Below are 25,192 nucleotides of genomic sequence, written 5' to 3'. Positions count from 1 at the left end.
CCCCGGCTCAGCGCTGGAACCAGCCGGTCAGGGCCACGGCCAGGGCGTCGGCGGCGTCGTCCGGCCGCGGGGGAATCTCGAGGTTCAGCTCGCGCATCACCGCCGCCAGCACGTCGTCCTTGCCCGCGTGGCCGTGGCCGGCGAGGGCCAGCTTGATCTGCATCGGCGGGAACTCCACCACCGGAATGGCGAAGCGGGCCAGGGTCATCATCAGCACGCCGCGGGCCTGCACCACGGCGATGGTGGTGCTGGAGCGGTAGAAGAAGAACTTCTCCACCGCCGCCAGCTCCGGCCGCCAGGCGCGGATCAGCTGGCGCAGGTCCCGGGCGATCTCCACCATCCGCTCGCCCTCGCTGCGGCCGGGGTCGGTGCGGATGATGCCGCAGTCCAGCAGGCGCTGCTGGCCGCCGCCCGTGTCGATCACGCCGTAGCCGACGCGGGCCAGGCCCGGATCCAGGCCGAGGATGCGCATGGGCGGGCGGCGATCGGCCCAGTGTGCAGGAGCCGGCGCGGGCCGGCCGCCGCTCAGGCCGCCAGGGCCAGCTCGAAGGCGCTGCGGTCGCTGGCCTCGGGCCGCTCGAACACCTTGCAGAACACCTTCACCACCCGGTCGCCCGAGTCGATCTGCTCCAGCGGGTCCTTGCGCAGGCGGTGGCGCAGGCAGCAGGCGGCCACCCGGGCCACGTCGTCTTCCGTCACCTCCGTGCGGCCCTCGAAGGCGGCCAGGGCGCGGGCGGCGCGGTTGGTCACGATGTCGCCGCGCAGGCCGTCCACATCCAGCTCGCCGCAGATGGCGCTGATGCGGATGCGCAGGTCGTCGTCGATCTGGACTTGTGGCAGGAGAGTCTGAGCCGCGATCACGCGCTCCTGCAGGGCGTCCTGGGTGGGCTGCACGCCGTCGTTGAAGCGGTCGGGGTCGTTGTCGAAGCTGGTGCGCTGGTCCACCACCTGCACCCGCAGCTCGGGGTCGCGCACGGTGCGCACCTCCACGCTCATGCCGAAGCGGTCGAGCAGCTGGGGCCGCAGCTCGCCCTCCTCGGGGTTGCCGGAGCCGATCAGCACGAAGCGGGCCGGGTGGCGTACGCTCACGCCCTCGCGCTCCACCGTGTTCCAGCCCGAGGCGGCCGAATCCAGCAGCACGTCCACCAGGTGGTCGTCCAGCAGGTTCACCTCATCCACGTAGAGCAGGCCGCGGTTGGCCTTGGCCAGCAGGCCGGGCTCGAAGGCCCGCACGCCCTCGCTGAGGGCCTTCTCGATGTCGATGGTGCCGCAGAGGCGGTCTTCCGTGGCGCCCAGGGGCAGGTCCACCATCGGCACCTGGCGCTGCTCGATCGGCAGCGATTCGCCGTGCTCGGCCCGCTGGCGCACCTCGGCGCTCTGCAGATCCGGGTCGCTTGGGGAGCTGTTGTAGGGGTCGCCCGCCACCACGTCGATCTCGGGCAGCAGATCGGCCAGGGCCCGGATCGTGGTGCTCTTGCCCGTGCCCCGGTCGCCCATGATCATCACGCCGCCGATGCGCGGATCGATCACGTTCAGCAGCAGGGCCAGCTTCATCTCCTCCTGACCCACGATGGCGGTGAAGGGGAAGACCCGGCGCTTGCGGGCTTGCGTCACGGTTGGCTGCTGGCTGGGGGAGCAGGCGATTGTTTCACAGCCGGTTGAGGCACCGGGACGGCCACCGGCAGCAGGCTCAGCACCTGGGGCGGGGTGGCATCGGCCGGGTAGATCAGCCGCACCCGCAGCTGGCGCTGGCTGCCGGGGGCCAGGCTCAGCGTGCCCAGCACCGGACCCTGCTGGCCCGCCCGCTGGATCAGGTGGAAGCTGCGGCGGCCGGCGGCCTGGCCGTCGGCCGCATCGAGGCCGCTCACCTCCACGCTGCCGCGGAACATCACGGCCCGCGCCGGGCTGGCGTTGAAGCGCAGGCCCCCCACCGTTGCATCGGTCTTGAGCGGCGATTCCAGGGCCAGCTGCAGCTGCACGGGGGCCTTGGTGTCGTTGCGCAGGGGGATGGCCAGGTCGTACTCCACGCCGTAGTTGCCGTGGGCGGCCCAGGCGGTGCCGGAGTAGAGGGCCTGCAGCTCGGCGGTCTGCACCTGGCCCGTGCCGAGGCTGCCGCGCTCCAGGGAGCTGATCGGCCAGGAGATCGGGGCACGGCTGGCACTGAGCCAGCGCCGGCCCGGATCGGTGAGGGTCGTGCGCCAGACACTGCCGATCTGCACCCCGCTCACCCGCGAGTAGATCAGCTTGCCCTTGCTGCCGCGGGGGGTGGGCTGGTGCTCCTTGGGACTCAGGGGACCCTCCAGCAGCGCCGCCCAGCTCCCGGGCGGCGGCGGCTGATCGCCCGTGCCGAAGGCCGCCAGGGTGGCCAGGCTCACGGGGCCCTGGCTCTGCAGCCGCAGCTGCAGGTTGCGGCCGTTGAGCAGCGGATCGAGCCCCTTCACCGGCAGGGGCAGCACCACCAGGGTGGTGGGCGCTCCGGGCTGCAGGGTCCAGCTGGCGGGCAGCAGCGGGCTGCGGTAGCGGTCCAGCAGTTCCGTGGCCACGCGGCTGCCGGGGCCGGAGAACACCGTGCCGTCCTGGGGCAGCAGCTCCGGCAGGGGCAGGAAGGGGGCCGAGGGCTGCACCGCGTCGGTGGCCTGGGAGAGGGCAGTGGAGCCGGCCAGCAGCTGCAGGCTCACCGGCTGGCTGCCGCGGGGCTGGGCCAGCACCGCCAGCCACAGGGTGGAATCGAGGCTCTCGGGCCGGCCGGCATACACGTGGTGGCTGAACAGGTCGAAGCGACCGCTCAGCGGCACATCCAGGTGGGCCTCCGGCACGCCCCGGCCCTGCCGGGGGAAGGTGGAGAGCAGGATCCCCGGCGCCGTGATCAGCTCCGGGTTGTTGTCGTTCACCAGCAGCACCGGGTCCAGGCCGCCCGGCAGGGGGGCCACCGTCTGGGGGCGCAGCAGCGTGGTGGCGGGCGGTGGGTTGGCCGCTGCCGGAGCGGGGGCGGCCACGGGGGCCGGCAGGGCGGCGGCCAGCAGGATGGACAGCATCAGCGGGGCTCGGTGGATCGTGTCGTGGCGGACGGGGGTGCGGACGCCGTGGCGGGCTGCGCGGCCGCGGCGCCGCGGGGCACCAGCAGCTTGGCCGCCTCGGCGGCCATGGCCCGGATCAGGTCGGTGGAGCGGGGGTCGTTGAAGGGGCCCTTCACCATGAAGGCGGCCACGGCCCGCTGGCCATTGGGCAGTTCGATCAGGCCGCCGTCGGCATAGGCGATGCCGATGTCGCCGGTCTTGTTGAGCACGGTCACGCCGTAGGGCATCAGATCGGCGTCGGGATCGGCCGAGTCGCCACCGAGGCCCTGGAGCAGGCCCAGGGGAAGCAGGGTGTTGGTGCGCGAGGTGCCCATCACCTGGCGGAACAGGTCCCGGGCCCGGGGGCTGAGCTTCTCGCCGGTGTCCACGAGGGCGATGGTCCGGGCCAGGTCGTGGGCGCTGGTGGTGTTGGTGCCCTCCAGGTCCGGCAGCCAGTTGTTGATCACCGTGCCCGGCAGCCCCAGGGCCTGGAAACGGGCGTTGAGGGCCGTCTTGCCGCCGAGCCGCTTGATCAGCAGGTTGGTGGCGGTGTTGTCGCTCACGCGGATCATCTCGGTGGCGGCCTCGTGGAACGGGAAGCGCGTTCCCACCGGCTTGTTCGCCATCCAGCCGGCGCCGGCCCCCACCACCTCCTTGGTCATGGTCAGGGGCTGGTCCCAGCGCACGCGGCCGGCGTCCAGGTCCTCCAGGGCCGCCAGCAGGATCGGCGTCTTGATCGAGCTGGCGGCCGGCAGGGGCAGCTCGCTCTGCAGCTGGGCGAAGCGGCCGTCATCGAGCACCAGCAGGTAGCCGCTGGCCTTGAGGTCCTTGTGGACCGCCGCCAGGGCGGCCCATTTTCTGCTCAGGCCCGTGAGTTCCCGGTGGGGCTCGAAGCGGCCCAGGGGGATGCCCCGCTGCAGGGCCTGGAGGGGCTGGCCGGCAGGGCTGCCGGTGAGGCGGGGGGCGTTGATCGAGCCCTGGGCCAGCCGCGGCGCCAGCAGCTTCAGGGCCGTGCCGCTGATCAGCCCCAGGCCGATGCCCATCACCAGCAACCGCAGCAGCAGGCGCAGCGGCCCCCAGGTGCCGGAGCCGGAGCGGGCGGGGCGAGGGGAACTCACGGGCGGGCGGATCCAGGCAGGGCCAGACCTTAGGGGCTTCGCCGCTGTGCTGCCCAGCGCAGCTGCCGGACCATGCCCCGCACCAGGGCCACCTCGCCGTCGCGGATCTGGCCGCGCTGCAGCAGGCCCCGCAGCTTGGCCATGCGGGCGTGGGCCGTGTGGGGGTAGAGGAAGCCCACCGCCAGCAGCAGCTCCTCGGCGTCCTGGAGCATGGCCTCGACGGCGGCGCGGGGGGCCGGATCCCCGAGGGGATCGGCCGGGGAGTCACGGGCCTGCGGCGTGGCCGCTGCCACGGCGGACGGCGCGGGCAGGGGGGCCCCTGGGCCCGGTTCGTCCGGGCATGCCTGCCGCAGCTGCGCCTGGTGGAGTTCGTGCAGGCAGATGGCCGCCGCCTGGGCGAGGTTCAGGGAGGCGTAGGCCTCGCCGGTGGCGATGCGCAGCACCCGGCCGGCCTGCAGCAGTTCATCGGTGCTCAGCCCCCGGTCCTCGCGCCCGAACACCAGCGCCGATGGCGGCGGCGCCTCGCCGGCCGGCAGGGCGGTTGCCGCCAGCAGCCAGCCGAGGGCATCGGCGGGGCTGTGCAGGGGCAGGCTGTCGCGGGCCACCTGGCCGCAGCTGGCCACCACGCGCCGGCAGTCGGCCAGGGCTGCAGCCAGGTCGGGGAACAGGCGGGCCCGCTGCAGCAGCCCCCCGCCGTGCACAGCCATGCGCAGGGCCTCCTCGCCGAGGTGGTCGCAGCGGGGGGCCACCAGCCGCAGTTCGGCGATGGCGAAGTTGGCGCAGAGCCGGGCCACGCCGCCCACGTTCAGCGGGCCGGCCGGCTCCACCAGCACCACCACGACGGGGGCCGGGGGGCGGGCGGACTGCCGCGCCGCGGGCGCGCTCACGCCAGTGCGTGCAGGTAGGCGAGCAGGTCGGCCATGGCCTGGGGCTCGGGCTGGAAGCGGGGCATGGGCGGCGTGCGGCCGCTCACCACCTGCTGGATCAGCTGCCGGTCGTTCTTGCGGCCCGCCACGCCATGCAGGTTCGGGCCCACCAGGCCCTGGGCGGCGATGCCGTGGCAGCCGGCGCAGTTGATCATGAACAGCTGGCCGCCCCGCTCCTCGGAGCCCGCCAGCTGCAGGGTGCTGCGGGTGTAGGGATCACTGCGGGCCGCCGGCAGGGCCCCGAGCAGCACCAGCAGGATCGAGGCGATGGCCGCCAGCAGCACCAGGGCGCCGATCAGGCCGCGGCGCGACGGGGCTCCGCCCGCAGGGGCATCGCTGGTGCCGGCGGCGCTGTCCACGCTCCCTGCGCTCGCCATGGGCAGGGCGGCGAGCGCCGGCGTGAGCGCCGAGGCGGAGGGAAGCGGTGGCGGCGGAATGGCGTTGGGCTCGGCGATCACAGTTGCTCTACGGGCGTCTCGGTGGCCGCCTGGGCCGTGGGACAATTCTGCAACGCCATCCCGTTCCAGCGCGCCATGATCGAACCCCTGCTCTGCGGCATCGTGCTCGGTCTGATCCCGGTGACCCTGGCCGGTCTGTTCGTCGCCGCCTGGAACCAGTACCGCCGCGGCGGCGCCCTCGGCGGCTGAGGTCCGCTCAGCCCTCCAGCCTGAGCCGCACCAGGGTGCTGCTCCCGTAGCGGCGCTGGTCGTGCAACAGCCAGCCCTCGGGCACCTCGGTAACGGCACTGGAGGCGCACTCCAGCAGCAGCTCTCCCCCAGGGGTCAGCCAGCCCCCCGCCGCCACGGCCCTCGCCACGGGGCCGTAGAGGCCCGCTGCGTAGGGCGGGTCGGCGTAAATGAGCTCGAAACCGCCGCTCCAGTCGCGGCCCTGGCCCCGCTGCAGCGCACCAGCCTGCAGCCAGCGCAGCACCTCCTGCTGCGCCACCTCCACCGTTGCGGCGCTCCGTTCGGATCCCTGGGGCCGGCCGGCCAGGCCTTGGGCAACGGCCTCCAGGTTGGCGCGGCTGGTCGCGGCCATCTGCCGGTCCTGGTCGACCGCCACCACGCACCCCGCGCCGCGCTGCAGCGCCTCGCAGCCCATCACGCCGCTGCCGCTGAACAGGTCGAGCCACCGGGCCCCCGGCAGCTCAGCCGCCAGCATGTTCATCACCGCCAGGCGCAGCCGTGAGGGGGTGGGACGGGCGGTGGCGCCGGGCGGGCTCTGCAGCCGGCGACCGCCGCTCAGGCGCAGGCTCATGGGCTGAGGCGCCCCGCCGCCAGCCAGTCCAGCCAGCGGCGCAGCATCGCCTCGCCCGTGCCGCTCGATTTCTCCGGGTGGAACTGGCAGGCGGCGATGCTCCCCTGCCACACCGCCGCGGTCACGGGGCTGCCGGCGAAGTCGACCCGGGCGGTGGTGCAGGCCGGGTCGCTGGGCTCGGCGGCATAGGAATGCACGAAGTAGACCCAGCTCGCCGGGGTGCCCGCCGGCAGCAGGGGACTGGGCTCAGCCGGCAGCAGCGGCGCCCAGCCCATGTGGGGCACCGGATGGCCCGGGCTGCGGGGCAGGGCCCGCACCCGCCCCTTCAGCAGGCCCAGACCGGCCGCCTGGCCCTCGTCGCTGGCCTCGAACAGCAGCTGCAGGCCCAGGCAGATGCCGAGCAAGGGCCGGCCGGCGGCGTACCAGTCGGCGATCACCGGCACCAGGCCCGAGCGGTGCAGCCGCTCCATCGCCGGATCGAAGGCGCCCACCCCCGGCAGCACCAGGGCCCGGCAGCCGGCGGTGTCGGCGGTGCCGTGGACGGCCACCACCTCAGCCCCCAGCCGCTCGAAGGCCCGCTGCACCGAGTGCAGGTTGCCCATGCCGTAGTCGATCAGGCCGATGCGGAGCGGGGTCGGGCTGGCCATGGTCAAGCCGGTCGCAGGCAAGGTGCCCATCCTCAGACGACGCTGACCCCGAGCCGCTGGCACGGCTGCTCCAGGGCCGGTGAGGCCGGCAGGGGAATGGCGTTGATGCGGTCGATCAGCTGATAGAGCCGGCCCATGCGGCGCCGATCCAGCTGGAAGCGCAGGCAGGGCCGCAGGATCCCCTCCTCATCGGAGCTCTCACCGGCACTGATCGTGCCCTCGCTCACCACATCGGCGAACTCCCGGTTCAGATCCGGCAGCAGGTCGGGCGGGATCGGCACGTGCAGCAGCAGCTCCATGCGGTCCTCGCCGAGCTGGGCGGCGTGGAACACCCGGTAGAAGGTGCAGATGTGCTCCATCGCCTCGGCGGCGGTGGTGGCCTGCTTGAGCAGGGCCGTGTCCTCGGCCGAGATCAGGCCCCGGGCCGCCAGCCCCGCCTGCACATCCCGCATCAACGTGGGCCAGAAGTCGTCCCCGGGGGGCGCCAGCATCACCAGCGGGATCGGCGGGGTGCGGCCGGTCTGGATCAGCGTGAGGGACTCGAACAGCTCGTCGAAGGTGCCGTAGCCCCCCGGCAGCACCACCAGCGCATCGCTCTCGCGCAGGAAGAACAGCTTGCGGGTGAAGAAGTAGCGGAAGTGCAGCAGGCGCCCGTCGCAGCCGCTCACGTAGCGGTTGGCGTGCTGCTCGAAGGGCAGGTCCACGTTGAGGCCGATGCTGTTCTCACAGCCGGCGCCCCGGTTGGCCGCCTCCATGATGCCGCCGCCGGCCCCGGTCATCACGTCGAAGCCCTGGGCCACCGCCTCGGTGGCCAGCTGCTCGGCCAGCTTGTAGGCCGGGTCCTCGGTGGCGGTGCGCGCCGAGCCGAACACCGTGACCTTGCGGGTCTGGCGCCGCGGGCCGAACACCGCCAGGCCGTCGCGGATGTCGGCCAGGGCGCCACGGATCAGGCGCCACTCGTTGGCGTCCGTGCTGCTGCGGCTGATCTCCAGCAGGCTGACGATGGTCCGCTCGATCTCACGGCGCTGGGGGTGGCCCCGCAGCAGGGACCCCAGGGCCTCCAGTGGACTCTGACCTGTGGAGTAGGCGGGCGAGAAAGCGGAACTCAGAACGGGGGATTCAGAGGTACTTGGAGATGGTGCCCGACAGGGTGGTCTTGGGCACGGCACCGACCACGGTGTCCACCTTCTGGCCGCCCTTGAACACCATCAGGGTGGGGATGCTGCGGATGCCGTACTGGCTGGCGACGTTGGGGTTCTCGTCGGTGTTGAGCTTGAACACCTTGATCTTGCCCTCGAACTCCTTGGCGATCTCGTCGACGATCGGAGCCACCATGCGGCAGGGGCCGCACCAGGGAGCCCAGAAATCCACCAGCACGGGCACCTCGCTCTTGAGCACGTCTTGCTCGAAGGACGCGTCGGTGACGGCGGCTGCGCTGGACATCCGAAGGAGGATCAGGATGGCTGAAATCTAGCAATGCCCCCCGGGTTTGCCCCGGTGGCGCAGGGGGCTCGTAATGAAGACAAAAGGCCCGGACGCGCCGGGCTTGGGGGTGTGAGGAGTGTGTGGGCCGAAGCCCGCACACCCTCAGATTAGGTCCTGTGCCCCGGGGGGCCTGAACCGGTCCCGGGGCGGGGATCCTCCCTACTTGCCCATGCCCAGTTGCTGGGCCTTCTGATACACCTTGCCCTCGGTGAGCAGCGAGGGGGCCACCACCACGTCCACCTTCTGCATCTCCTTGAGGGTGCGGGCGCCGAGGGTGCCCATGGAGGTCTTGATGCAGCCCAGCAGGTTCTGGGTGCCGTCGTCGAGGCCGGCGGGGCCGCGCAGGATCTTCTCCAGGCTGCCGGTGGTGCCCACCTTGATGCGGGTGCCGCGGGGCAGCACCGGGCTGGGGGTGGCCATGCCCCAGTGGAAGCCACGGCCGGGGGCCTCGGCGGCGCGGGCGATCGGCGAGCCGATCATCACAGCGTCGGCGCCGCAGGCCAGGCACTTGCAGATGTCACCGCCGGTGACGATGCCGCCGTCGGCCACGATCGGCACGTAGCGGCCGCTCTCGGCGAAGTAGTCGTCGCGGGCGGCGGCGCAGTCGGCCACGGAGGTGGCCTGGGGGATGCCGACGCCCAGCACGCCGCGGCTGGTGCAGGCGGCGCCGGGGCCGATGCCCACCATCACGCCGGCGGCGCCGGCGCGCATCAGCTGCAGGGCCACGTCGTAGGTGACGCAGTTGCCGATCACCACGGGCACGCCGAAATCGCGGCAGAGGGCCGCCAGGTCCAGGGTCTCCTGGCCCTCGGGGCCGATGTGCTCGGTGCTGACCACCGTGGCCTGCACGAAGAACAGGTCAGCGCCTGCCTCTGCGATCGCCTTGCCGAACTTCAGGGCTGCCACGGGGGTGGCGCTCACGGCGGCGATGCCGCCCCGCTCCTTGATCTCGGCGATGCGCCTGCGGATCAGGTCCTCGCGCACCGGCTGGCTGTAGAGCTCCTGCATCAGCGGCACGAACTCGTCTTTGCCCACCGCTGCGATGCGATCCAGCACCGGATTGGGGTCGTCGTAGCGGCACTGGACCCCCTCCAGGTTCAGCACCCCCAGGGCGCCGAGCTTGGTGAGCTCCACCGCCACGCCCACATCCACCACGCCGTCCATGGCGCTGGCGATGATCGGGATCTCACGGGTTATGCCGCCCAGGGTCCAGCTGCTGTCGGTGACGGCTGGATCGACCGTGCGACCGCCTGGCACCAGGGCGATCTCGTCGATGCCATAGGCGCGACGGACGGTACGGGAACGGCCGAGCTGAATGTCCACCGGGAACGTTGACGCAATCGGGCCAAGCTATCAACCGGCCCGATGGCGTCCGCTCCGGGCCGGCGGCTTCAGCCCCGCTCAGCCCTGGCCGCGGAAGGCGTTCCAGCGGCTCTTGAGGCCGGCGATCACCTGCTGGCGGTCGCTGCTGCGCACCAGGCGCGTCAGGGCGAAGCGCACCACGGTGACCACGCCCGCCAGCTCCAGCAGGCCCGGCACCAGGGGAAGGCCCTCGAGCACATCCAGCAGGGCGGTGTAGATCTGCAGCACCAGCACCGCCACCACCAGGTAGGCCAGCAGGGTGAGCGGCGTGCGGGCGGTGTCGACCAGCTCCTGCAGCTGGCCGCTGGCGAGCCACTGGCGGACCTTGGCCACCAGCAGCTCCCACTCACCGCCGTCGCCGGGCTCCAGCGCTGGAATCTCGATCGTGCTGGCGACGCTGGCTTCGACCGGCGCGGCGGCTGCCACCGGGCTCGCAGCCGTTTCGGAGGCCGCCGCTGGGACGGGTTGGGGCGCTGGCACGGGCTCGCTGGGCTGCGGTGCCGGCGCGCTGAAGGCGCTGGCCGTGGCCTCGGCGGGCTCCAGGGGCTGGGGGTCGCCGGTGGGGGCGTCCTGGGAGACGGGGGCCTCCTCGCTCGCTAGCGGTGCCTCCGCAGCCATCGGTGCGTCGGTGCTGACGGGTGTCTCGGTGTGCCGGAACAGGGGGCTCGGGGGTTCCAGGGGGGTGTCGCCCTGGCCGGAGCCGGTCGCGCCCTCGGGGCTGGAGTCGGTGGGCTGGAGGCCTTCGTTCGAGGCGGCGAAAGCATCAGCCATGGATCCGGAGCGCGCAGGTCGGTGCGGGAGTTTACGGCCGTTTCCCGGCTTCAGGGTTCCCCCGGGGCCGCCGCCTGGACCGCTCCCGCCCTCCGCCTAGCCCTCCAGGGGAATCAGGCCCGGTCGCTCCCCCAGGGGCGCCAGGGGCAGCCGCAGCGGGAAGCGGCCGTCCTGCAGCTGGGCCACCAGCTCGGCGGCGATCTCGGCGGCGATGCGCGGGCTGTGGGCCGGGGCGCAGCGCAGCCTGCGGCCGTCCACCTGGATCTCGCCCGCCAGCAGCTGGCTGTAGGGCACGCAGCCGAAGCTCGGTTTGATCCGCCGCGGGATCGAGAAGTCGAGCACCGGCGCCTCCAGCTCGTGGTCGCCGGCGGCGGCCTGGCGCGCCACCGCCAGATCCAGCAGCGGCACCGGCGCCGCCACCCCCACCAGCAGGCCGCTGCCGTGGCCCTCGAAGTGGGTGGCCCGCACCCAGGCGGGCCGCAGGCCCTGCAGGTCGACGGCCAGGGCGCAGGCGGCGCCGGGCACGCGGGCGTGGCCGCTGGGCAGGCGCCGGGGGGCGGGGTTGTGGCCGCTGCCGGGGCCCAGCACCCAGCCCAGGGCTCCCCCCACCAGCACCGGCGAGCCTGGCCCCAGCAGCGACAGCCCCGGCATGGTCAGGCCGATGCTGGCGCTGCCGCCGCAGCTGTAGAGGGCCGTCGTGTAGGGGCCCAGCAGGGGGCCCAGGGGGCTGCGGGTCAGCCCCTCGGCGCTGCTCACCGCCACCACGCCGTTCTCGCCGATGCCGCGGTGCAGCAGCAGCCGGCCGCTGCCGATGCGCTCCAGGGAAAGGCGGGTCTCCAGTTCGCGGCGGGGGTGCAGCGGCGTGGCCTCGCCGCTGGCCGTGAGCGGCAGCTCCGCCCCCGTCAGCAGATCGGCCAGCACCTGGGCGCCGCCGCGGTGGCCCGGGTCCGTGAGCCCCCCGCCGATGGGCAGCACTAGATCGGTGGCGCCGCTGCCACCCAGGCCCGCCACGCCCCCCAGTCGGAATTCGCGCACGCGGATCGGCGGGTCGCTCGGGCCCAGGCCCAGCAGCAGTGAGGCCTGGTCGGTGAACTCGGCGTTGGCCGCCACCACCACGTCGGTGGCGGCGTAGGCGGCCTCCAGGCCCTCGGCCGCCACCCGCCCGCGAAAGGCGGCCCCGGTGCACACCCGCAGCTCCCCCCGACCCTGCCGTTCCCGCAGCTCCAACTCGCTGCGGGGCTCCAGGAGCCGGGACTGGGGGGTCATGGCCGCAACACTCGATAAAATGGCGTCAACTCAGGCGGTCATCGATGGCGGATCCAGTAGGGACCGGTCCCACAGGTCCCGGCGAATCCGGCAACAACGGGGATTCCCGGATCATCCAGGCCGACCTCCGCAACGAGATGTCGCGCTCCTATCTGGAGTATGCGATGAGCGTGATCGTGGGCCGGGCCCTGCCCGATGCCCGCGACGGCCTCAAGCCGGTGCACCGGCGCATCCTCTACGCGATGTACGAGCTGGGCCTCACCAGCGACCGGCCCTACCGCAAGTGCGCCCGTGTGGTGGGCGAGGTGCTGGGTAAGTACCACCCCCACGGCGACACGGCCGTCTACGACGCGCTGGTGCGCATGGCGCAGGACTTCTCCATGCGCATGCCGCTGATCGACGGCCACGGCAACTTCGGCTCGGTGGACAACGATCCGCCGGCCGCCATGCGTTACACGGAATCGCGGCTGCAGGCGCTCACCACCGACAGCCTGCTGGAGGACATCGAGAGCGAGACCGTCGATTTCATCGACAACTTCGACGGCTCCCAGCAGGAGCCCACGGTGATGCCGGCGCGCATCCCGCAGCTGCTGCTCAACGGCTCCACCGGCATTGCCGTGGGGATGGCGACCAACATCCCGCCCCACAACCTCACCGAGCTGATCGATGGCCTGCTGGCCCTGATCGCCGACCCGGACGTCGACGATCGCGTGCTGACGTCGCTGATTCCCGGCCCCGACTTCCCCACCGGCGGCCAGATCCTGGGGCGCCGCGGCATCCGCGAGATGTACACCACCGGCCGTGGCTCGGTGACCATGCGCGGCGTAGCCTCGATCGAGACCATCGAGGCCAAGGGCCGCCCCGATCGCGATGCGGTGATCATCACCGAGCTGCCCTACCAGACCAACAAGGCGGCGCTGATCGAGCGCATCGCCGAGCTGGTGAACGACAAGAAGCTGGAGGGCATCGCCGACATCCGCGACGAATCCGACCGCGACGGCATGCGGATCGTGATCGAGCTGCGCCGGGATGCCTACCCGCAGGTGGTGCTCAACAACCTGTTCAAGCTCACGCCGCTGCAGAACAACTTCAGCGCCTACATGCTGGCGCTGGTGAAGGGCGAGCCAGTGCTGCTCACCCTGCGCAAGATGCTCGAGGTGTTCCTCGAGTTCCGCGTCGAGACGATCGAGCGGCGCACCCGCTACCTGCTGCGCAAGGCCGAGGAGCGCGACCACATCCTGCTGGGTCTGCTGATCGCCCTCGACAACCTCGACGCGATCATCGCCCTGATCCGCGGCGCCGCCGACACCGCCACGGCCCGCCTGGAGCTGCAGGAGCAGTTCGGCCTCAGCGAGATCCAGGCCGACGCGATCCTGCAGATGCAGCTGCGGCGGCTCACGGCCCTCGAAGCCGACAAGATCCGGCTCGAGCATGAGGATCTGCTGGCCAAGATCACCGACTACCAGGACATCCTGGCCCGCAAGGAGCGGGTGCTCGGCATCATCACCGACGAGCTGCAGGCGATCCGCAGCCGCTACGACTCCCCCCGCCGCACCGAGATCCTCGACCTCGAGGGCGGCCTGGAAGACATCGACCTGATCGCCAACGAGCGCTCGGTGGTGCTGCTCACCGAAAACGGCTACCTCAAGCGGATGCCGGTGAGCGAATTCGAGGCCACCAGCCGCGGCACCCGCGGCAAGGCCGGCACCCGCAGCCCCGGCGCCAAGGGCCAGGGCGAGGAGGCCGTGAAGCTGTTCATCAGCTGCAACGACCACGACAACCTGCTGCTGTTCAGCGATCGCGGCGTGGTGTATTCGGTGCCCGCCTACCGGGTGCCCCTGTGCAGCCGCGCCGCCAAGGGCACGCCGATCGTGCAGCTGCTGCCGATTCCCCGCGAGGAACTGATCACCTCGCTGCTGGCGGTGGGTGCCTTCGAGGACAACATGGTGCTGGTGATGCTCACCAGCGGCGGCTACGTGAAGCGCACCCGCCTCTCGGCCTTCGCCAACATCCGCTCCAACGGCCTGATCGCCATCTCCCTGGAGGATGGCGATGCCCTCACCTGGGTGCGGCTGGCAATGCCCGGCGACAGCGTGCTGATCGGCTCGCGCAACGGCATGACGATCCACTTCCGTCTCAGCGACGAGGAGCTGCGTCCCCTGGGCCGCACCGCCCGCGGCGTGCGGGCGATGAACCTGCGCGAGGGCGATTCGCTGGTGAGCATGGACGTGCTGCCGGTGGAGCTGGCCGACCGGGTGGAAGGTGCCGCCGCCGCCGCGGGCGACGACAGCGACCCCGAAGGCGATGAGGTGACCCCGAGCGAGGGGCCCTGGGTGCTGGTGGCCTCCGCCAGCGGCCTGGGCAAGCGGGTGCCGGTGGACCAGTTCCGGCTGCAGAAGCGGGCCGGCATGGGCCTGCGGGCGATCAAGTTCCGCCGCGACGGCGATGTGCTGGTGGGCCTCAAGGTGCTGGGCGCCGGCGAGGAGCTGCTGCTGGTGAGCGAGCGGGGTGTGATCGTGCGCATGCAGGCCGATGCGGTGCCCCAGCAGTCCCGCGCCGCCACGGGCGTGCGGCTGCAGAAGCTCGATTCCGGCGACCGCTTGGCCGAGGTGGTGCTGGTGCCGCCCGCGCCGGAGGGTGAGGACGACGAGGCCCCAGTGGATGCCGCTTCATCGGATGTGGCGCCAGCGGATGCCACGCCATCGGATGCGGCCCAGGCCGAGGCTCCCGAGCCCGATGCCTGATCGCAGCGGCGAGCTCTGGATCGCCAACAGCATCAGCGACCTGATCCAGGGGGATGTGAAGGAGCATCTCCCCCTGGAGGCCATTCCCCTGCAGGGGGATGTGCTGGGGCTGGGCACCACCACCAGCGTTGACAACGGCGAGCTCACCTTCCTGCGCAACGCCGCCGGCGACACCACCATCTGGAAATGCCAGGCCGGTGACGGTGGCATCCGGGCGCTGCGGTCCGGTGATGGCAGCGGCCACTTCCCCTATGTGTGCTTCAGCGGTGATGCCACAGCCCTGCGGGTGCCGCTCGATCCGGCCGCGCTAGGCCCGGTGGAGGGGCGACCGCTGCAGGAGCTGGTGGCCGCGGCCATCGCCCGGCTGCGTTCCGACGGACGGCTGGCGGAGGCCCCCATCTATGGCGTGCGCCTGATGGCCCAGTGGCATTCGCTGGTGATCACGGTGGCCTCCAAGCTGTGCATGGGCCAGCAGCGCCGCAACACCGCCGTGGCCAGCAGCGCGACCAGCTACGGCACGGCCGGCCGCAGCCTCTACGACCTGCTGCAGCACTACCGGCTCGCCCCCGAGGATCCGGGCGATCCCGCCGATCCGATCCGGTTCCTCGGCCGCTCCCTGCACTGGGATTGCTGCGGCTTCTATGACACCGACCCCGGCAGCGGCCGGGTCACCGTGCCCCAGGCCGGTGCCCATCTGCACCTGCATGGCTGCAGCACCGATCTGCGCCATGGCGGGCACCTGCACCACGAACATCCCGGCAGCCGCCTGGGCAGTCTGGAGTCGCTGGCGATCTATCCGCTGGGGCAGCTGCATCATCTGGCCAGCGACCTGGCGGTGGAGGACCTGCGCGTTGAGGCGGGATCCGCCCGGTTCACGGTGGCCAACCGCGGCTCGCTGGATGTGAACGATGTGGGGGTCGCCGTGGTGATCGACGACCGCTATGCCGGCCACCGCTACCTGCGCCTGCCCTGGCTGGCCGCCGGCGCGAGCGAACGGTTCAGCGTGCCCCTGGCCCTGGCGGCCGGCGCCCATCGGCTGGAGGTGATCGCCGACCCCGAGGGCGAGATCCTCGAGGCTCCGGAGCTGCAGGCCAACAACCGGGCCGCCCTGGATGTGGTGGTGTGATGCCGGCTGACGTGCTCGTGGTCGGCGCGGGGCCCGCTGCCCTGGCCATCGCCGCCGCCCTGCTGGAGCAGGGCCTCACGGTGGAAGCCCTGGCCGCCGCCGATCCCGAGGCGCCCTGGGCCAACACCTACGGCATCTGGGGCCCCGAGGTGGATGCCCAGGGCCTCGAGGCCCTGCTGGGCCACCGCTGGAGCGACACCCGCAGCGACTTCGGCGCGGCGCTTACCCCAGGGGCAGTGGAGCCCGGCGTCGTGGCCCATGGCATCGACTACGGCCTGTTCGACAAGACCAGGCTCCAGCAGCACTGGCTGGAGCAGTGCCGCGCCGGTGGGCTGCGCTGGCACCGCGGCCTGGCCGCCGCGATCCGGCATGGGGCGCTGCAGTCCACCGTCACCACCCAGGAGGGCCTGGAGCTGAGCGCCCGGCTGGTGGTGGACGCCAGCGGCCATCAGCCGGTGTTCGTGCAGCGCCCCGATGACGGCCCGGTGGCGGGCCAGGCCGCCTATGGGGTGGTGGGCACCTTCTCGGCCCCGCCGGTGCAGCCCGGCCAGTTCGTGCTCATGGACTACCGCTGCGATCACCTCACGCCGGAGGAGCGCCTGGAGCCGCCCACCTTTCTCTACGCCATGGATCTCGGCGGCGGCGTGTTCTTCGTCGAGGAGACGTCACTCGCCCTGGCGCCGCCCGTTCCCTACGACACGCTCAAGCAGCGGCTGCAGCGCCGGCTGGCCCATCGCGGCGTGCAGGTGCTGGACGTGCAGCACGAGGAGTTCTGCCTGTTCCCGATGAACCTGCCCCTGCCGGATCTCGGCCAGCAGGTGGTGGGCTTCGGCGGGGCGGCCTCGATGGTGCATCCCGCCTCCGGCTACATGGTGGGCTCCCTGCTGCGCCGGGCCCCCGATCTGGCGGCCGCGATCGCCGCCGGCCTGCGCACGCCGGGGCTGGAGTCCGCCAGCGTGGCTCGCCTGGCCTGGGCGGCGCTCTGGCCCCTGGAGCTGCGCCGCAAGCACGCCCTCTACCGCTTCGGCCTCGAGAAGCTGATGCGCTTCCCCGAGGCCCAGCTGCGGGCGTTCTTCGCCAACTTCTTCGCCATGCCCACCGCCCAGTGGTATGGCTTTCTCACCAACACCCTGCCCCTGCAGCAGCTGATCGCCGCGATGCTGCGGCTGTTTGTCACGGCCCCCTGGGGCGTGCGCTGGGGTCTGATCGAACCCCGCGGCCGGGAGCTGGCGCTGCTGGGCCGGCTGCTGTGGCCCTGAGGGGCGGGGCCCAGCAGCGGCACCCTCACCCCGCGGGCGGTGATCGGAGCGTCAGGCTGGCCCAGTCGGCGGCATTCACCAGGGGAAACAGGCCGTCCTCCCGCTGCACCGCCGCCAGCCAGTCGGGCGGCAGCGTGTCGCGGCCATCCACGGCGGCCAGCAGCCGCCAGAAGCGGTTGAGGTGGCGGTGGATCCGCTCCCGGGCCAGCTCGGTGGTGGTGCCGGCCCGCAGGATGAAGCTCCAGTCGGAGCTCTGGGCCAGCAGCAGTTCGCGGGCGGCCTGGTTGAGCAGGTCCCGCGCCTGGGTGCTGGCCACGCCCCGGTTCACCCGGGCCACCATGGCGCCGGTGGCGCGGTGCCACTCGGGCACGATCCAGGCGTTGGTCTCGTTCAGCCAGTAGTTGTGGTAGCCGCCCTGGCCCCAGCTGGAGGGGGAGGGCTGGCAGAGCTGCAGGGTCTGGCCGCCGCCCAGGCTCTCCCGCAGGGTCACCAGACCCACGCCGGCCGCCGGCGCCTGGCGGAACAGCTCGGCCAGGAAGGCCGGCCCCTCGTACCACCAGTGGCCGAACAGCTCGGCGTCGAAGGGGGCCACCAGCAGCGGCCGCCGTTCCATGGCCCCGGCCAGCTGCTGCAGCTGCTGGTGCCGTCCATCCAGGTAGTGGCCGGCATCGGCGGCGGCGGTGGCGGCGGCCCGCTCCGGCTCGTAGGCCTGCTTCTGCTCCAGGGGGCAGTCGCGGCCGCTGACGCGGTGCAGCTTCAGCCCCAGGGGCCGGGGGCTGCCGATGCCCCGCTCCACCAGCGCGTCGGCGGGCAGGTCCCAGCCCAGGTCGCGGTGGAATTCCCGGTAGGCGGCCTGGCCGGGGTAGCCGTCGCGGGCGCTCCACACCGGCAGGGTGGAGCCGCTGTCGCGGGCGAAGAAGGCCATGCCGCCCGGGCTCACGATCGGGGCGTAGACCCCGAAGCGGGGCCGCGGCAGCCCATGCAGCAGGCCGTGCGCATCGAGGATCGCGTAGCGCAGGCCGGCGCCCGTGAGGATCCGATCCAGCCCCTCGTAGTAGGCGCATTCCGGCAGCCAGATCCCCTGGGGCCGGACCCCCAGCAACCGCTCGTGCTCGCGCACCGCCGTGAGCAGCTGGCCGCGCACCGCCTCGGGGAACTCCCGCAGCAGCGGCAGGTAGCCGTGGGTGGCGGCACAGGTGAGCAGATCGAGCACGCCGGCCTGCTGCAGCCGGCGGAAGCGGGGCAGCAGGTCGCCGCCGCAGGCCCGCCAGGCGGCGATGGTGGCCTCCAGGCGGGCGGCCTGGGCGCTGGCGGCGGCGGCGTGGCTCGGCGGCGCCTGGGCCAGCAGCTCGAGGCGCACCTCCAGCCAGGGCACGAAGCGGGCCGCCAGCTCGGCACTGGCCAGCAGCGACAGCAGCGTGGGAGAGAGCCCCAGGCTCAGGCGCGGTCGCTGGGCCGGATCGGCGGCGGCGGCCTCCAGCACCTCCAGCAGCGGGATGTAGCACTCCAGCAGGGCCTGGAAATACCAGTCCTCCTCGAGGGAGCCGGGCTGGCTGCTGTGGACGTAGGGCAGGTGGGCGTGCAGGACGATCGCCAGGTCGCCGCTGCTGGCCCGAGGGCCATCGCCGGGCATTGCCGCTGGGCCGCTGGCCAAGGCTGCTGGGCCGCTGGCCAGAGCCGGATCACCATGGGCTGGTGCCCGTTCGCCGCCGGCCACGGCACTCCCCCGGATTGGAGGCCAGCTTAGGCGCTGCACCTAGGCTGAACCCCGCGATGGAGCGCCGATGCAGCTGGCCCTGGCGGTGGATGGTCACAGCATGTTCTACGCCCAGCAGAAGCTGGGCTGGTTCTTCGATCCGCGCCGGCTGCTGGAGTACGCCACGGCCACCCCGGGGGTGGAGATCGGCAGCGCCTTCTGGTACACGGGCCTGAAGGATCCCACCGACCAGCGCCCGTTTCGCGACGCGCTCACCTCCCTGGGCTACACGGTGCGCACCAAGCCGCTGCGGGAATTCGGCCACGACCCCGAACAGCGCCAGTTCGCCCGGGCCAACCTGGACGTGGAGATCGCCATCGACCTGATGGCGGTGGCCCACCGCAGCGACGAGCTGTGGCTGCTCAGCGGCAGCCGCGACCTGGAGCGTCTGGTGGAGGTGCTGCGGGCCCGGGGGCTGCGGATCACGGTGTTCAACACCGACGGCATGGTGCCCCGCGAGCTGCGCAACGCCGCCGACCGCTTCGTGGATCTGGCCACGCTGCGGCCCCAGCTGGAGAAGGCCGAGGCGCTGCAGGCGCCGGTGTTCAGCCGCACCTGAACGCTCGACCAGCCGCCCCCTAGGATGGGGCTAAGTCATATCCATTCCGCTTTGTAACCGCCATGGCCCGCGATCCCGGCCGGGTATTGATCTTCGATACCACCCTGCGCGATGGGGAGCAGTCCCCGGGCGCCAGCCTCAATCTCGAGGAGAAGCTGGCGATTGCGCAGCAGCTGGCCCGGCTGGGTGTGGACGTGATCGAGGCGGGTTTCCCCTTCGCCAGCCCCGGCGACTTCAACGCGGTGCAGCGCATCGCCGCCAGCGTCGGCACCCCCGACGGGCCGATCATCTGCGGCCTGTCCCGGGCGGCCCGCGGCGACATCAAGGCCTGCGCCGACGCCGTGGCCCCCGCCGCCCACCGGCGCATCCACACCTTCATCGCCACCAGCGACATCCACCTCGAGCACAAGCTGCGCAAGAGCCGCACCGAGGTGCTGCAGATCGCCGCCGAGATGGTGGATTACGCCCGTTCCCTCGTGGACGACGTGGAGTTCTCCTGCGAGGACGCCGGTCGCTCCGACCCGGAATTCCTCTATCAGGTGATCGAGGCGGCGATCGCCGCCGGTGCCACCACGGTCAACATTCCGGACACCGTGGGCTACACCACGCCGGCCGAGTTCGGTGCCCTGATCGACGGCATCAACCGCCATGTGCCCAACATCGACCAGGCCGTGATCTCCGTGCACGGCCACAACGACCTGGGCCTGGCCGTAGCCAACTTCCTCGAGGCCGTCAAGAACGGCGCCCGCCAGCTGGAGTGCACGATCAACGGCATCGGTGAGCGGGCCGGTAATGCCTCGCTCGAGGAGCTGGTGATGGCGCTGCACGTGCGCCGCAGCTACTTCAATCCCTTCCTGGGCCGGCCGGTGGAGAGCACCGAGCCGCTCACGGGCGTCCGCACCGAGGAGATCTACAAGACCTCGCGGCTGGTGAGCAACCTCACCGGCATGGCGGTGCAGCCCAACAAGGCGATCGTGGGGGCCAATGCCTTCGCCCACGAATCGGGCATCCACCAGGACGGCGTGCTCAAGAACCGCCTCACCTACGAGATCATCGACGCCCGCACCATCGGCCTCGCCGATAACCGCATCTCCCTGGGCAAGCTCTCCGGCCGCAGTGCCTTCCGCGCCCGCCTCGAGGAGCTCGGCTACAACCTCGATCGCGAGGACCTCGATGAGGCCTTCAGCCGCTTCAAGGAGCTGGCCGATCGCAAGCGCGAGATCACCGACCGCGATCTCGAGGCGATCGTGAGCGAGCAGGTGCAGCAGCAGGATGAGGCCCGCTATGTCCTCAAGGCCGTGCAGGTGAGTTGCGGCACGGATCTGTTGCCGACCGCGACGGTGACCCTCACCAGCGCCGATGGGGCCGAGCTCCGGGAGGCGGCCATCGGCACAGGCCCGGTGGATGCCGTCTGCCAGGCCCTCAACCGCCTGGCCCAGGTGCCGAACGAACTGGTGGAGTTCTCCGTCAAGTCGGTCACCGAGGGCATCGACGCCATGGGCGACGTGACGATCCGCCTGCGCCAGAACGGCGTGCTCTACTCCGGCCACGCGGCCGACACCGACATCGTGGTGGCGGCGGCCCAGGCCTTCGTCAACGCCCTCAACCGTCTGGTGGCCGGCACCCAGCGCAGCCCGCTCCATCCCCAGAAGGCACCCCTGCCGGTGGCCGAGATCCCGAGGCTCTAGGCCGATGAGCCCCGCGCTGCTGGTCCTTCAACGCTGGAGCTCAAGCGCCCTGCGTCTGCTGCTCTGGGCCGCGGGGCTGGCCTATCTGGCCCTCGAGGCCAGGGAGGTGGCGACCCAGCGGCAGCTCACGCAGATCACCGTCTTCGCGGTGCTGTTTCTGGTGGCCAGCTTTCAGCTCAGCTTCGCGCGGTACCTGGCCCAGGGACCGGATCCGCAGGACTCCCGGCGCGTCCTGCAGGCGGCGCTGGCCATGTTCATGGCCTCGCTGTTCTCGGTTCTCGATGGGGCGTTCGATTATCTGTTCGCTTCCCTGCAGCAGGGCCTGGCCAGCGGGTTGTTGCCGGCCCTCTATCTGTTCAGCTGGCTGGTGAATCTGCTCAGTGTCGTGCTGGCGCTGGGTTCGATGGAGGTGTTCCTGCGCAGTGTGCAGCGATGGCTCGCCCAGCCCTGAGCCGGCGCGGCCGCAGTTAGCCTGACCCCGATGCCTGATCCAGCCAGCGGCCGGCCCCGCCCCCCTCTCGCCAGTGCCCTGCAGCTGGCCTTGCTGCTGCTGCTGGCGATCGCCATGCTGGTGCCCCTGTTCTGGCTGGTGAGCACCTCGCTCAAGGGGCCGGCGGAGGACATCTTCACCATGCCGCCAGCCCTGCTGCCGGCCCAGCCCAGCCTGGAGGCCTACGGCCGGCTGTTCGGGGAGAACCCGATCGGCGCCTACATCCTCAACAGCACGATTGTCAGCGGGCTGGCGGTGCTCGCCAACCTGCTGTTCTGTTCCCTGGCGGCCTACCCCCTGGCGCGGATGCGCTTCGCCGGCCGGGGCCTGGTGCTGGCCCTGGTGGTGGCCACGATCCTGATCCCCTTCCAGGTGGTGATGATCCCGCTCTACCTGCTGATGGTGCAGCTGGGGCTGCGCAACACCCTCTGGGCCCTGATCCTGCCCCAGGCCGCCACGGCCTTCGGCATCTTTCTGCTGCGCCAGAGTTTCGCCGGGGTGCCGGTGGAGCTGGAGGAAGCGGCCCGCATCGACGGCTGCACGCCCCTGGGGGAGTGGTGGAACGTGATGATCCCGGCGGCACGGGCCGATCTGATCACCCTGGCGATGTTCGTGTTCATCGGCACCTGGAGTGATTTCCTCTGGCCGCTGGTGATCCTCGACGACCCCAAGCTCTACACGCTGCCGCTGGGACTGCAGCAGCTGGCCACCAGTTTCTCCCTGGATTGGCGCCTGGTGGCGGCCGGTGCGGTGGTCTCGATTCTGCCGGTGCTGGTGCTGTTCATCGGCCTGCAGCGCTACATCCTGCCCAGCGCTGCCGGGGATGCGGTGAAGGGCTGAAACGGCAGGCCCTGGCCCCTCAGCCCGCGGCCAGCTGCTCCAGGCCCCGGCTCAGCCGCACCAGGGCCTCCGCCAGGTCCGCCGGCCCCAGCATCCCGTAGCTCAGCCGCAGGCAGCAGCCCGCCAGGCCGAAGCTGCTGCCGCTCACCAGCGCCACCCGGTGCTCGCGGATCAGTCGCTCCATTGCCGTGTCGGCGGCGAGCGGTGCCTGCAGCTCCAGCAGGGCATAGAAGGCGCCCTGCGGCTGCACCATCAGGCGCCAGGGGGCACCGGGGATGGCCAGCGCCTCCAGCACCTGCCGGCGCCGGTCGGCCAGGGTCGCGATCCGCTCGCGGCACCAGTCGCCACCGGCCTCCAGGGCCGCCACGGCCGCGTGCTGCACCAGCCGCGGCGGGCAGATCAGCACCGTGTCCTGCACCTTGGCGAGGGCCGGCATCATGGCCTCGGGCACCACGGCCCAGCCCAGGCGCCAGCCCGCCATGCCGTGGCTCTTCGACAGGGAGCCGAAGCTCACGGTGTGGGCGCCGCTGCCCGGCTGGCTGGCCGGGCTCCAGGGCTGGGCCCCGCCGTACCCGAACAGGGCATAGGCCTCGTCGTGCAGGTGCAGCAGGCCCCGCTCGGCGCAGAGCCGGTTGATCGCCTCCAGCACCGCCCGCGGCAGCACCGCCCCGCTGGGGTTGTTGGGCGACACGGTCACGATCGCCCGGGTGCGGGGCGTGATCGCCGCCGCCAGCCGCTCGGGGTCGGGCACGACCCCCGCCTCCACCGCCACCGGCACCCCGCCCGCCAGCTGGATCGCCATGGCGTGGTTGAAGTAGTAGGGCACCGGCAGGATCAGCTCATCGCCGGGGTCGCACAGCACCTGCACCACGGCGTTGAAGGCCATGTTGCTGCCGGCGGTCACCAGCAGGGCACTGCCCTCGAGGTCGAGGTTGTGCTCCCGGCGCAGGTGGTGGGCGATGGCGGCGCGCAGCTCCGGCTCCCCCTCCACCGGCCCGTAGGCGTTGAGGTCGGGATGGCTCCGTGGGGGAGCGGTGCCCGTCGGGTCGTGCAGCAGCGCGTCGCCCAGGGCGGCCTGCACCGCCGGCGGCGGCCCCCAGCTCACCATGCCCTGGCCCAGGGAGAGGGTGCCGGGGGTGTCCCGGATCAGGGCGCCCATCACCGGAATCACCGGGGTCTGCACCGCGGCCAGGCGCTGGGCCGCTCCGGCACCCCGGCCGGAGGTGGCGCTCACGGCTGGGGCGGCGCCGCCGGCCGCGCCGGGGCCGGGCCGGGGGCGAGGGGCGTCAGACCGCCGCCCAGGTCCTCGCGGGGCAGCAGCGATGGGGACTGCGGGCCCGGTGTGGCCGGGCGCTGCCGCAGCTGCTGGCGCAGGCTCTCCTGCTGGGCCTGCAGCTCCTCCACGGCGCCCTCCAGTCCATCGAAGCGGTGCAGCCGCTGCACCGTGGAGCGCAGTTGCTCCTCCAGGGCGTTGGTGCGCTCCAGGTCGCGGGCGTTCTCCAGCGACTGCACCCGGCCCTGGAGGGCCTCCAGCCGGCCGGCCTGCTGGCGAACCTGCTGCAGCAGCACCAGGAACAGCACCGCCACCATCGCGGTGAGCCCCGTGCCCAGCCAGCGCATCCAGGGGGGCAGGGGGCTGGGGTCCAGGGGCCGGGCGGCGGCGGGCGGCGGCGAGCTGGGACTGGCGGACATGCGAGAGGCGCTGGGGGGCGGCCCGGGGGCTGGCAGGCCAAGTCTGGGGGCTGGTCGCGCCGCTGGCGAGCGGTCCGGACCGCCGTGGTGCCCCTGGGTGGGGGCGGCGTCCCCAGGTCTGCGCTGCCAGGTGGGTGCAGCGGTCGCTAGGACAGGGCCACTGCGCCCCGGTCCCTCCCTTGTCCCTTGAGCAACTCGACGCCTTCCTGGCCCACGCCCGCCGCAGCCCCAGCCTGATGGAGCAGTTGCAGCAGCCCCTGGAGCTGGAGGCGCTGCTGGCCCTGGCGGCCGCCGAGGGCTTTGCGGTGAGCGAGGCGGATGTGATCGCCGCCCAGGCCCGCGAGGAGGAGAGCCTCAGCGATGAGGAGCTGCAGCGCCGCGCCGGCCAGGACGCCCGCAAGCTGCGCACCTTCATCCCCGGCTGAGGCCGGATCGGCGGCGTGGCCCGGCTCCGGCGGTGCCGGCTCAGCCGGCGCTGCTGTACAGCGCCGGTGCGCTGAAGCGGGCGTAGTGGCCTTCGCCGCGGAACCACAGGTCGGGCTCGGGGGTGAGGTCAGGGGCCTCCAGGGCCCAGCGCTCGCCCAGATAGCCCGCGAAGTCGGGATCGCTGCGGGTGGGGGTGCCATCCCAGTAGACGACCGCGAAGCTCACGGCCCGCACCCGATAGCCGGGCTGCTCCAGCCCTTCGGCCTCCTCCACCTGTTCGGCCAGCAGGTGGGTGCGGAAGGAGCCGTCGTGGCCCTGGCCCTCCAGGGCGTACTTGCGGAAGTAGAGCTGGCGTGCCCGGGGAAAGATCGGTCCCGGCGCCAACCGCAACAGGTCGATGAAGGCGGTTTCAAACGCGGCGGTTTCAAAGGCGCTGCTGGCCTGGGTTTCAGGGTGGCTGCTCATGGCTCCATCCTGCCGGCCCGGACTTCAGGCCTTGCCCAGCAGGCGGCAGCCGATCTGGATGGTGCCCTCATCCAGCAGTCGGCCCAGCTTGAGGGCGAAGGCCTCCTCCTGGCGGTCGAAGCCGCTCTGGTGGCTGGTGATCCAGGCGATCTCCTCGGCGGTGATCACGCCGGTGGCGACGCTCTCCAGGTAGATCTCCCCGACGATCATGGCTCCCTTGGCGGTGGGTCGACCCTATCGGGGTCTCCCATGGCGGCCA

27 protein-coding genes are annotated in these 25,192 nt (G+C 72.2%); 9 read left to right on the top strand and 18 right to left on the bottom strand.

Features of this window, described 5'->3' with window-relative positions; all coding sequences use genetic code 11:
- Positions 1-7 precede the first annotated feature (7 nt).
- The 6 genes from ruvC to ACLV7J_RS03050 are packed head-to-tail and all read right to left on the bottom strand — an operon-like array spanning position 8 to position 5,477.
- Complete coding sequence (gene ruvC, locus ACLV7J_RS03075; protein WP_411867666.1) at positions 8-472, bottom strand: crossover junction endodeoxyribonuclease RuvC; 465 nt, start codon at positions 470-472, stop codon at positions 8-10.
- 53 nt (positions 473-525) lie between these two features.
- On the bottom strand, positions 526-1,614 hold the full coding sequence (bchI, locus tag ACLV7J_RS03070; RefSeq protein WP_411867665.1) for a magnesium chelatase ATPase subunit I: 1,089 nt from the start codon (positions 1,612-1,614) through the stop codon (positions 526-528).
- Positions 1,611-3,035, bottom strand: coding sequence for a DUF3370 domain-containing protein (locus ACLV7J_RS03065; RefSeq protein WP_411867664.1), 1,425 nt, complete (start codon positions 3,033-3,035; stop codon positions 1,611-1,613). The genes bchI and ACLV7J_RS03065 overlap by 4 nt, the downstream gene beginning before the upstream one ends.
- Positions 3,035-4,174: a serine hydrolase gene (locus ACLV7J_RS03060; RefSeq protein ID WP_411867663.1), complete on the bottom strand. Its 1,140-nt coding sequence runs from the start codon at positions 4,172-4,174 to the stop codon at positions 3,035-3,037. Before ACLV7J_RS03060 ends, ACLV7J_RS03065 begins: the two co-directional genes overlap by 1 nt.
- Before the next feature lie 29 nt (positions 4,175-4,203).
- On the bottom strand, positions 4,204-5,061 hold the full coding sequence (locus tag ACLV7J_RS03055; RefSeq protein WP_411867662.1) for an RNA methyltransferase: 858 nt from the start codon (positions 5,059-5,061) through the stop codon (positions 4,204-4,206).
- Positions 5,058-5,477 (bottom strand): c-type cytochrome, encoded by a 420-nt coding sequence (locus ACLV7J_RS03050; protein WP_411867888.1) that lies wholly within the window; start codon positions 5,475-5,477, stop codon positions 5,058-5,060. The genes ACLV7J_RS03055 and ACLV7J_RS03050 overlap by 4 nt, the downstream gene beginning before the upstream one ends.
- Before the next feature lie 156 nt (positions 5,478-5,633).
- On the opposite strand from ACLV7J_RS03050, the gene petG reads away from it, so the two are divergent.
- The gene (gene petG, locus ACLV7J_RS03045; protein ID WP_094588283.1) at positions 5,634-5,747 is read left to right on the top strand and encodes a cytochrome b6-f complex subunit V; all 114 of its coding nucleotides are present in this window, start codon (positions 5,634-5,636) and stop codon (positions 5,745-5,747) included.
- A gap of 7 nt (positions 5,748-5,754) precedes the next feature.
- Here the strand turns inward: petG and rsmD are convergent, their stop codons facing one another.
- The 7 genes from rsmD to ACLV7J_RS03010 form a co-directional block, all read right to left on the bottom strand.
- Positions 5,755-6,357 carry a 16S rRNA (guanine(966)-N(2))-methyltransferase RsmD gene (rsmD, locus tag ACLV7J_RS03040; RefSeq protein ID WP_411867661.1) on the bottom strand — a complete coding sequence of 201 codons (603 nt, stop codon included), beginning with the start codon at positions 6,355-6,357 and terminating at the stop codon, positions 5,755-5,757.
- The gene (gene hisH, locus ACLV7J_RS03035) at positions 6,354-7,004 is read right to left on the bottom strand and encodes an imidazole glycerol phosphate synthase subunit HisH (protein ID WP_411867660.1); all 651 of its coding nucleotides are present in this window, start codon (positions 7,002-7,004) and stop codon (positions 6,354-6,356) included. Before hisH ends, rsmD begins: the two co-directional genes overlap by 4 nt.
- Before the next feature lie 32 nt (positions 7,005-7,036).
- A complete protein-coding gene (locus ACLV7J_RS03030; protein WP_411867659.1) occupies positions 7,037-8,173 on the bottom strand; it encodes a TIGR00730 family Rossman fold protein in 1,137 nt (378 codons plus the stop codon).
- Complete coding sequence (trxA, locus tag ACLV7J_RS03025) at positions 8,124-8,447, bottom strand: thioredoxin (RefSeq protein ID WP_094588031.1); 324 nt, start codon at positions 8,445-8,447, stop codon at positions 8,124-8,126. Before trxA ends, ACLV7J_RS03030 begins: the two co-directional genes overlap by 50 nt.
- Before the next feature lie 201 nt (positions 8,448-8,648).
- Positions 8,649-9,812, bottom strand: coding sequence for a GuaB3 family IMP dehydrogenase-related protein (locus ACLV7J_RS03020; protein WP_411867658.1), 1,164 nt, complete (start codon positions 9,810-9,812; stop codon positions 8,649-8,651).
- Between the two features lie 78 nt (positions 9,813-9,890).
- Positions 9,891-10,622 (bottom strand): CAAD domain-containing protein, encoded by a 732-nt coding sequence (locus ACLV7J_RS03015; protein WP_411867657.1) that lies wholly within the window; start codon positions 10,620-10,622, stop codon positions 9,891-9,893.
- Between the two features lie 96 nt (positions 10,623-10,718).
- Positions 10,719-11,888: a homocysteine biosynthesis protein gene (locus ACLV7J_RS03010; RefSeq protein WP_411867656.1), complete on the bottom strand. Its 1,170-nt coding sequence runs from the start codon at positions 11,886-11,888 to the stop codon at positions 10,719-10,721.
- A 44-nt stretch (positions 11,889-11,932) separates the two neighbouring features.
- On the opposite strand from ACLV7J_RS03010, the gene gyrA reads away from it, so the two are divergent.
- Genes gyrA through crtL form a run of 3 tightly spaced genes read left to right on the top strand, consistent with a single transcriptional unit; the run spans position 11,933 to position 17,017 of the window.
- Positions 11,933-14,632: a DNA gyrase subunit A gene (gyrA, locus tag ACLV7J_RS03005; protein WP_411867655.1), complete on the top strand. Its 2,700-nt coding sequence runs from the start codon at positions 11,933-11,935 to the stop codon at positions 14,630-14,632.
- Positions 14,625-15,758 (top strand): CARDB domain-containing protein, encoded by a 1,134-nt coding sequence (locus ACLV7J_RS03000; protein WP_411867654.1) that lies wholly within the window; start codon positions 14,625-14,627, stop codon positions 15,756-15,758. The genes gyrA and ACLV7J_RS03000 overlap by 8 nt, the downstream gene beginning before the upstream one ends.
- Positions 15,758-17,017: a lycopene beta cyclase gene (gene crtL, locus ACLV7J_RS02995; protein ID WP_411867653.1), complete on the top strand. Its 1,260-nt coding sequence runs from the start codon at positions 15,758-15,760 to the stop codon at positions 17,015-17,017. The genes ACLV7J_RS03000 and crtL overlap by 1 nt, the downstream gene beginning before the upstream one ends.
- A gap of 25 nt (positions 17,018-17,042) precedes the next feature.
- Here crtL and ACLV7J_RS02990 read toward each other — a convergent pair whose 3' ends face one another.
- Positions 17,043-18,650, bottom strand: coding sequence for a 1,4-alpha-glucan branching protein domain-containing protein (locus ACLV7J_RS02990; protein WP_411867887.1), 1,608 nt, complete (start codon positions 18,648-18,650; stop codon positions 17,043-17,045).
- Between the two features lie 151 nt (positions 18,651-18,801).
- On the opposite strand from ACLV7J_RS02990, the gene ACLV7J_RS02985 reads away from it, so the two are divergent.
- From ACLV7J_RS02985 to ACLV7J_RS02970, 4 genes are all read left to right on the top strand, one after another.
- Positions 18,802-19,332, top strand: a complete 531-nt coding sequence (locus tag ACLV7J_RS02985) for an NYN domain-containing protein (protein ID WP_255127027.1) — start codon at positions 18,802-18,804, stop codon at positions 19,330-19,332.
- A gap of 62 nt (positions 19,333-19,394) precedes the next feature.
- Positions 19,395-21,020 carry a 2-isopropylmalate synthase gene (locus ACLV7J_RS02980; protein ID WP_411867652.1) on the top strand — a complete coding sequence of 542 codons (1,626 nt, stop codon included), beginning with the start codon at positions 19,395-19,397 and terminating at the stop codon, positions 21,018-21,020.
- A gap of 4 nt (positions 21,021-21,024) precedes the next feature.
- Positions 21,025-21,471, top strand: a complete 447-nt coding sequence (locus tag ACLV7J_RS02975) for a hypothetical protein (RefSeq protein ID WP_411867651.1) — start codon at positions 21,025-21,027, stop codon at positions 21,469-21,471.
- A 30-nt stretch (positions 21,472-21,501) separates the two neighbouring features.
- Positions 21,502-22,350: a carbohydrate ABC transporter permease gene (locus tag ACLV7J_RS02970; protein WP_411867650.1), complete on the top strand. Its 849-nt coding sequence runs from the start codon at positions 21,502-21,504 to the stop codon at positions 22,348-22,350.
- 19 nt (positions 22,351-22,369) lie between these two features.
- On the opposite strand, the gene ACLV7J_RS02965 is transcribed toward ACLV7J_RS02970, so the two are convergent.
- Entirely contained in the window at positions 22,370-23,584 is a 1,215-nt protein-coding gene (locus ACLV7J_RS02965) for an aminotransferase class I/II-fold pyridoxal phosphate-dependent enzyme (RefSeq protein ID WP_411867649.1), read from the bottom strand.
- Positions 23,581-24,042, bottom strand: a complete 462-nt coding sequence (locus tag ACLV7J_RS02960) for a hypothetical protein (protein ID WP_411867648.1) — start codon at positions 24,040-24,042, stop codon at positions 23,581-23,583. The genes ACLV7J_RS02965 and ACLV7J_RS02960 overlap by 4 nt, the downstream gene beginning before the upstream one ends.
- Positions 24,043-24,221: 179 nt before the next feature.
- Between ACLV7J_RS02960 and ACLV7J_RS02955 the strand changes: the two genes are divergently transcribed.
- Positions 24,222-24,467 (top strand): Nif11-like leader peptide family RiPP precursor, encoded by a 246-nt coding sequence (locus tag ACLV7J_RS02955; protein ID WP_411867647.1) that lies wholly within the window; start codon positions 24,222-24,224, stop codon positions 24,465-24,467.
- 40 nt (positions 24,468-24,507) lie between these two features.
- Here the strand turns inward: ACLV7J_RS02955 and ACLV7J_RS02950 are convergent, their stop codons facing one another.
- Together ACLV7J_RS02950 and ACLV7J_RS02945 are read right to left on the bottom strand one after the other, a co-directional pair.
- Entirely contained in the window at positions 24,508-24,933 is a 426-nt protein-coding gene (locus ACLV7J_RS02950; protein WP_411867646.1) for a hypothetical protein, read from the bottom strand.
- A gap of 24 nt (positions 24,934-24,957) precedes the next feature.
- Complete coding sequence (locus tag ACLV7J_RS02945) at positions 24,958-25,143, bottom strand: hypothetical protein (RefSeq protein ID WP_411867645.1); 186 nt, start codon at positions 25,141-25,143, stop codon at positions 24,958-24,960.
- Positions 25,144-25,192: the final 49 nt, after the last annotated feature.

This window comes from Vulcanococcus limneticus LL, from assembly GCF_943369875.1.
GTDB classification, from domain to species: domain Bacteria; phylum Cyanobacteriota; class Cyanobacteriia; order PCC-6307; family Cyanobiaceae; genus Vulcanococcus; species Vulcanococcus limneticus_A.
Note: the sequence above shows the minus strand (reverse complement) of the source record. Positions and strands in the feature narration are given on the sequence as shown.

Coding starts and splice junctions, on each gene's coding strand:
- ruvC (WP_411867666.1), bottom strand. CDS start 472: ATGCGCATCCTCGGCCTGGATCCGGGCCTGGCCCGCGTCGGCTACGGC.
- ACLV7J_RS03065 (WP_411867664.1), bottom strand. CDS start 3,035: ATGCTGTCCATCCTGCTGGCCGCCGCCCTGCCGGCCCCCGTGGCCGCC.
- ACLV7J_RS03050 (WP_411867888.1), bottom strand. CDS start 5,477: ATGGCGAGCGCAGGGAGCGTGGACAGCGCCGCCGGCACCAGCGATGCC.
- petG (WP_094588283.1), top strand. CDS start 5,634: ATGATCGAACCCCTGCTCTGCGGCATCGTGCTCGGTCTGATCCCGGTG.
- rsmD (WP_411867661.1), bottom strand. CDS start 6,357: ATGAGCCTGCGCCTGAGCGGCGGTCGCCGGCTGCAGAGCCCGCCCGGC.
- hisH (WP_411867660.1), bottom strand. CDS start 7,004: ATGGCCAGCCCGACCCCGCTCCGCATCGGCCTGATCGACTACGGCATG.
- trxA (WP_094588031.1), bottom strand. CDS start 8,447: ATGTCCAGCGCAGCCGCCGTCACCGACGCGTCCTTCGAGCAAGACGTG.
- ACLV7J_RS03015 (WP_411867657.1), bottom strand. CDS start 10,622: ATGGCTGATGCTTTCGCCGCCTCGAACGAAGGCCTCCAGCCCACCGAC.
- ACLV7J_RS03010 (WP_411867656.1), bottom strand. CDS start 11,888: ATGACCCCCCAGTCCCGGCTCCTGGAGCCCCGCAGCGAGTTGGAGCTG.
- gyrA (WP_411867655.1), top strand. CDS start 11,933: ATGGCGGATCCAGTAGGGACCGGTCCCACAGGTCCCGGCGAATCCGGC.
- ACLV7J_RS03000 (WP_411867654.1), top strand. CDS start 14,625: ATGCCTGATCGCAGCGGCGAGCTCTGGATCGCCAACAGCATCAGCGAC.
- crtL (WP_411867653.1), top strand. CDS start 15,758: ATGCCGGCTGACGTGCTCGTGGTCGGCGCGGGGCCCGCTGCCCTGGCC.
- ACLV7J_RS02990 (WP_411867887.1), bottom strand. CDS start 18,650: ATGCCCGGCGATGGCCCTCGGGCCAGCAGCGGCGACCTGGCGATCGTC.
- ACLV7J_RS02985 (WP_255127027.1), top strand. CDS start 18,802: ATGCAGCTGGCCCTGGCGGTGGATGGTCACAGCATGTTCTACGCCCAG.
- ACLV7J_RS02980 (WP_411867652.1), top strand. CDS start 19,395: ATGGCCCGCGATCCCGGCCGGGTATTGATCTTCGATACCACCCTGCGC.
- ACLV7J_RS02975 (WP_411867651.1), top strand. CDS start 21,025: ATGAGCCCCGCGCTGCTGGTCCTTCAACGCTGGAGCTCAAGCGCCCTG.
- ACLV7J_RS02970 (WP_411867650.1), top strand. CDS start 21,502: ATGCCTGATCCAGCCAGCGGCCGGCCCCGCCCCCCTCTCGCCAGTGCC.
- ACLV7J_RS02960 (WP_411867648.1), bottom strand. CDS start 24,042: ATGTCCGCCAGTCCCAGCTCGCCGCCGCCCGCCGCCGCCCGGCCCCTG.
- ACLV7J_RS02950 (WP_411867646.1), bottom strand. CDS start 24,933: ATGAGCAGCCACCCTGAAACCCAGGCCAGCAGCGCCTTTGAAACCGCC.
- ACLV7J_RS02945 (WP_411867645.1), bottom strand. CDS start 25,143: ATGATCGTCGGGGAGATCTACCTGGAGAGCGTCGCCACCGGCGTGATC.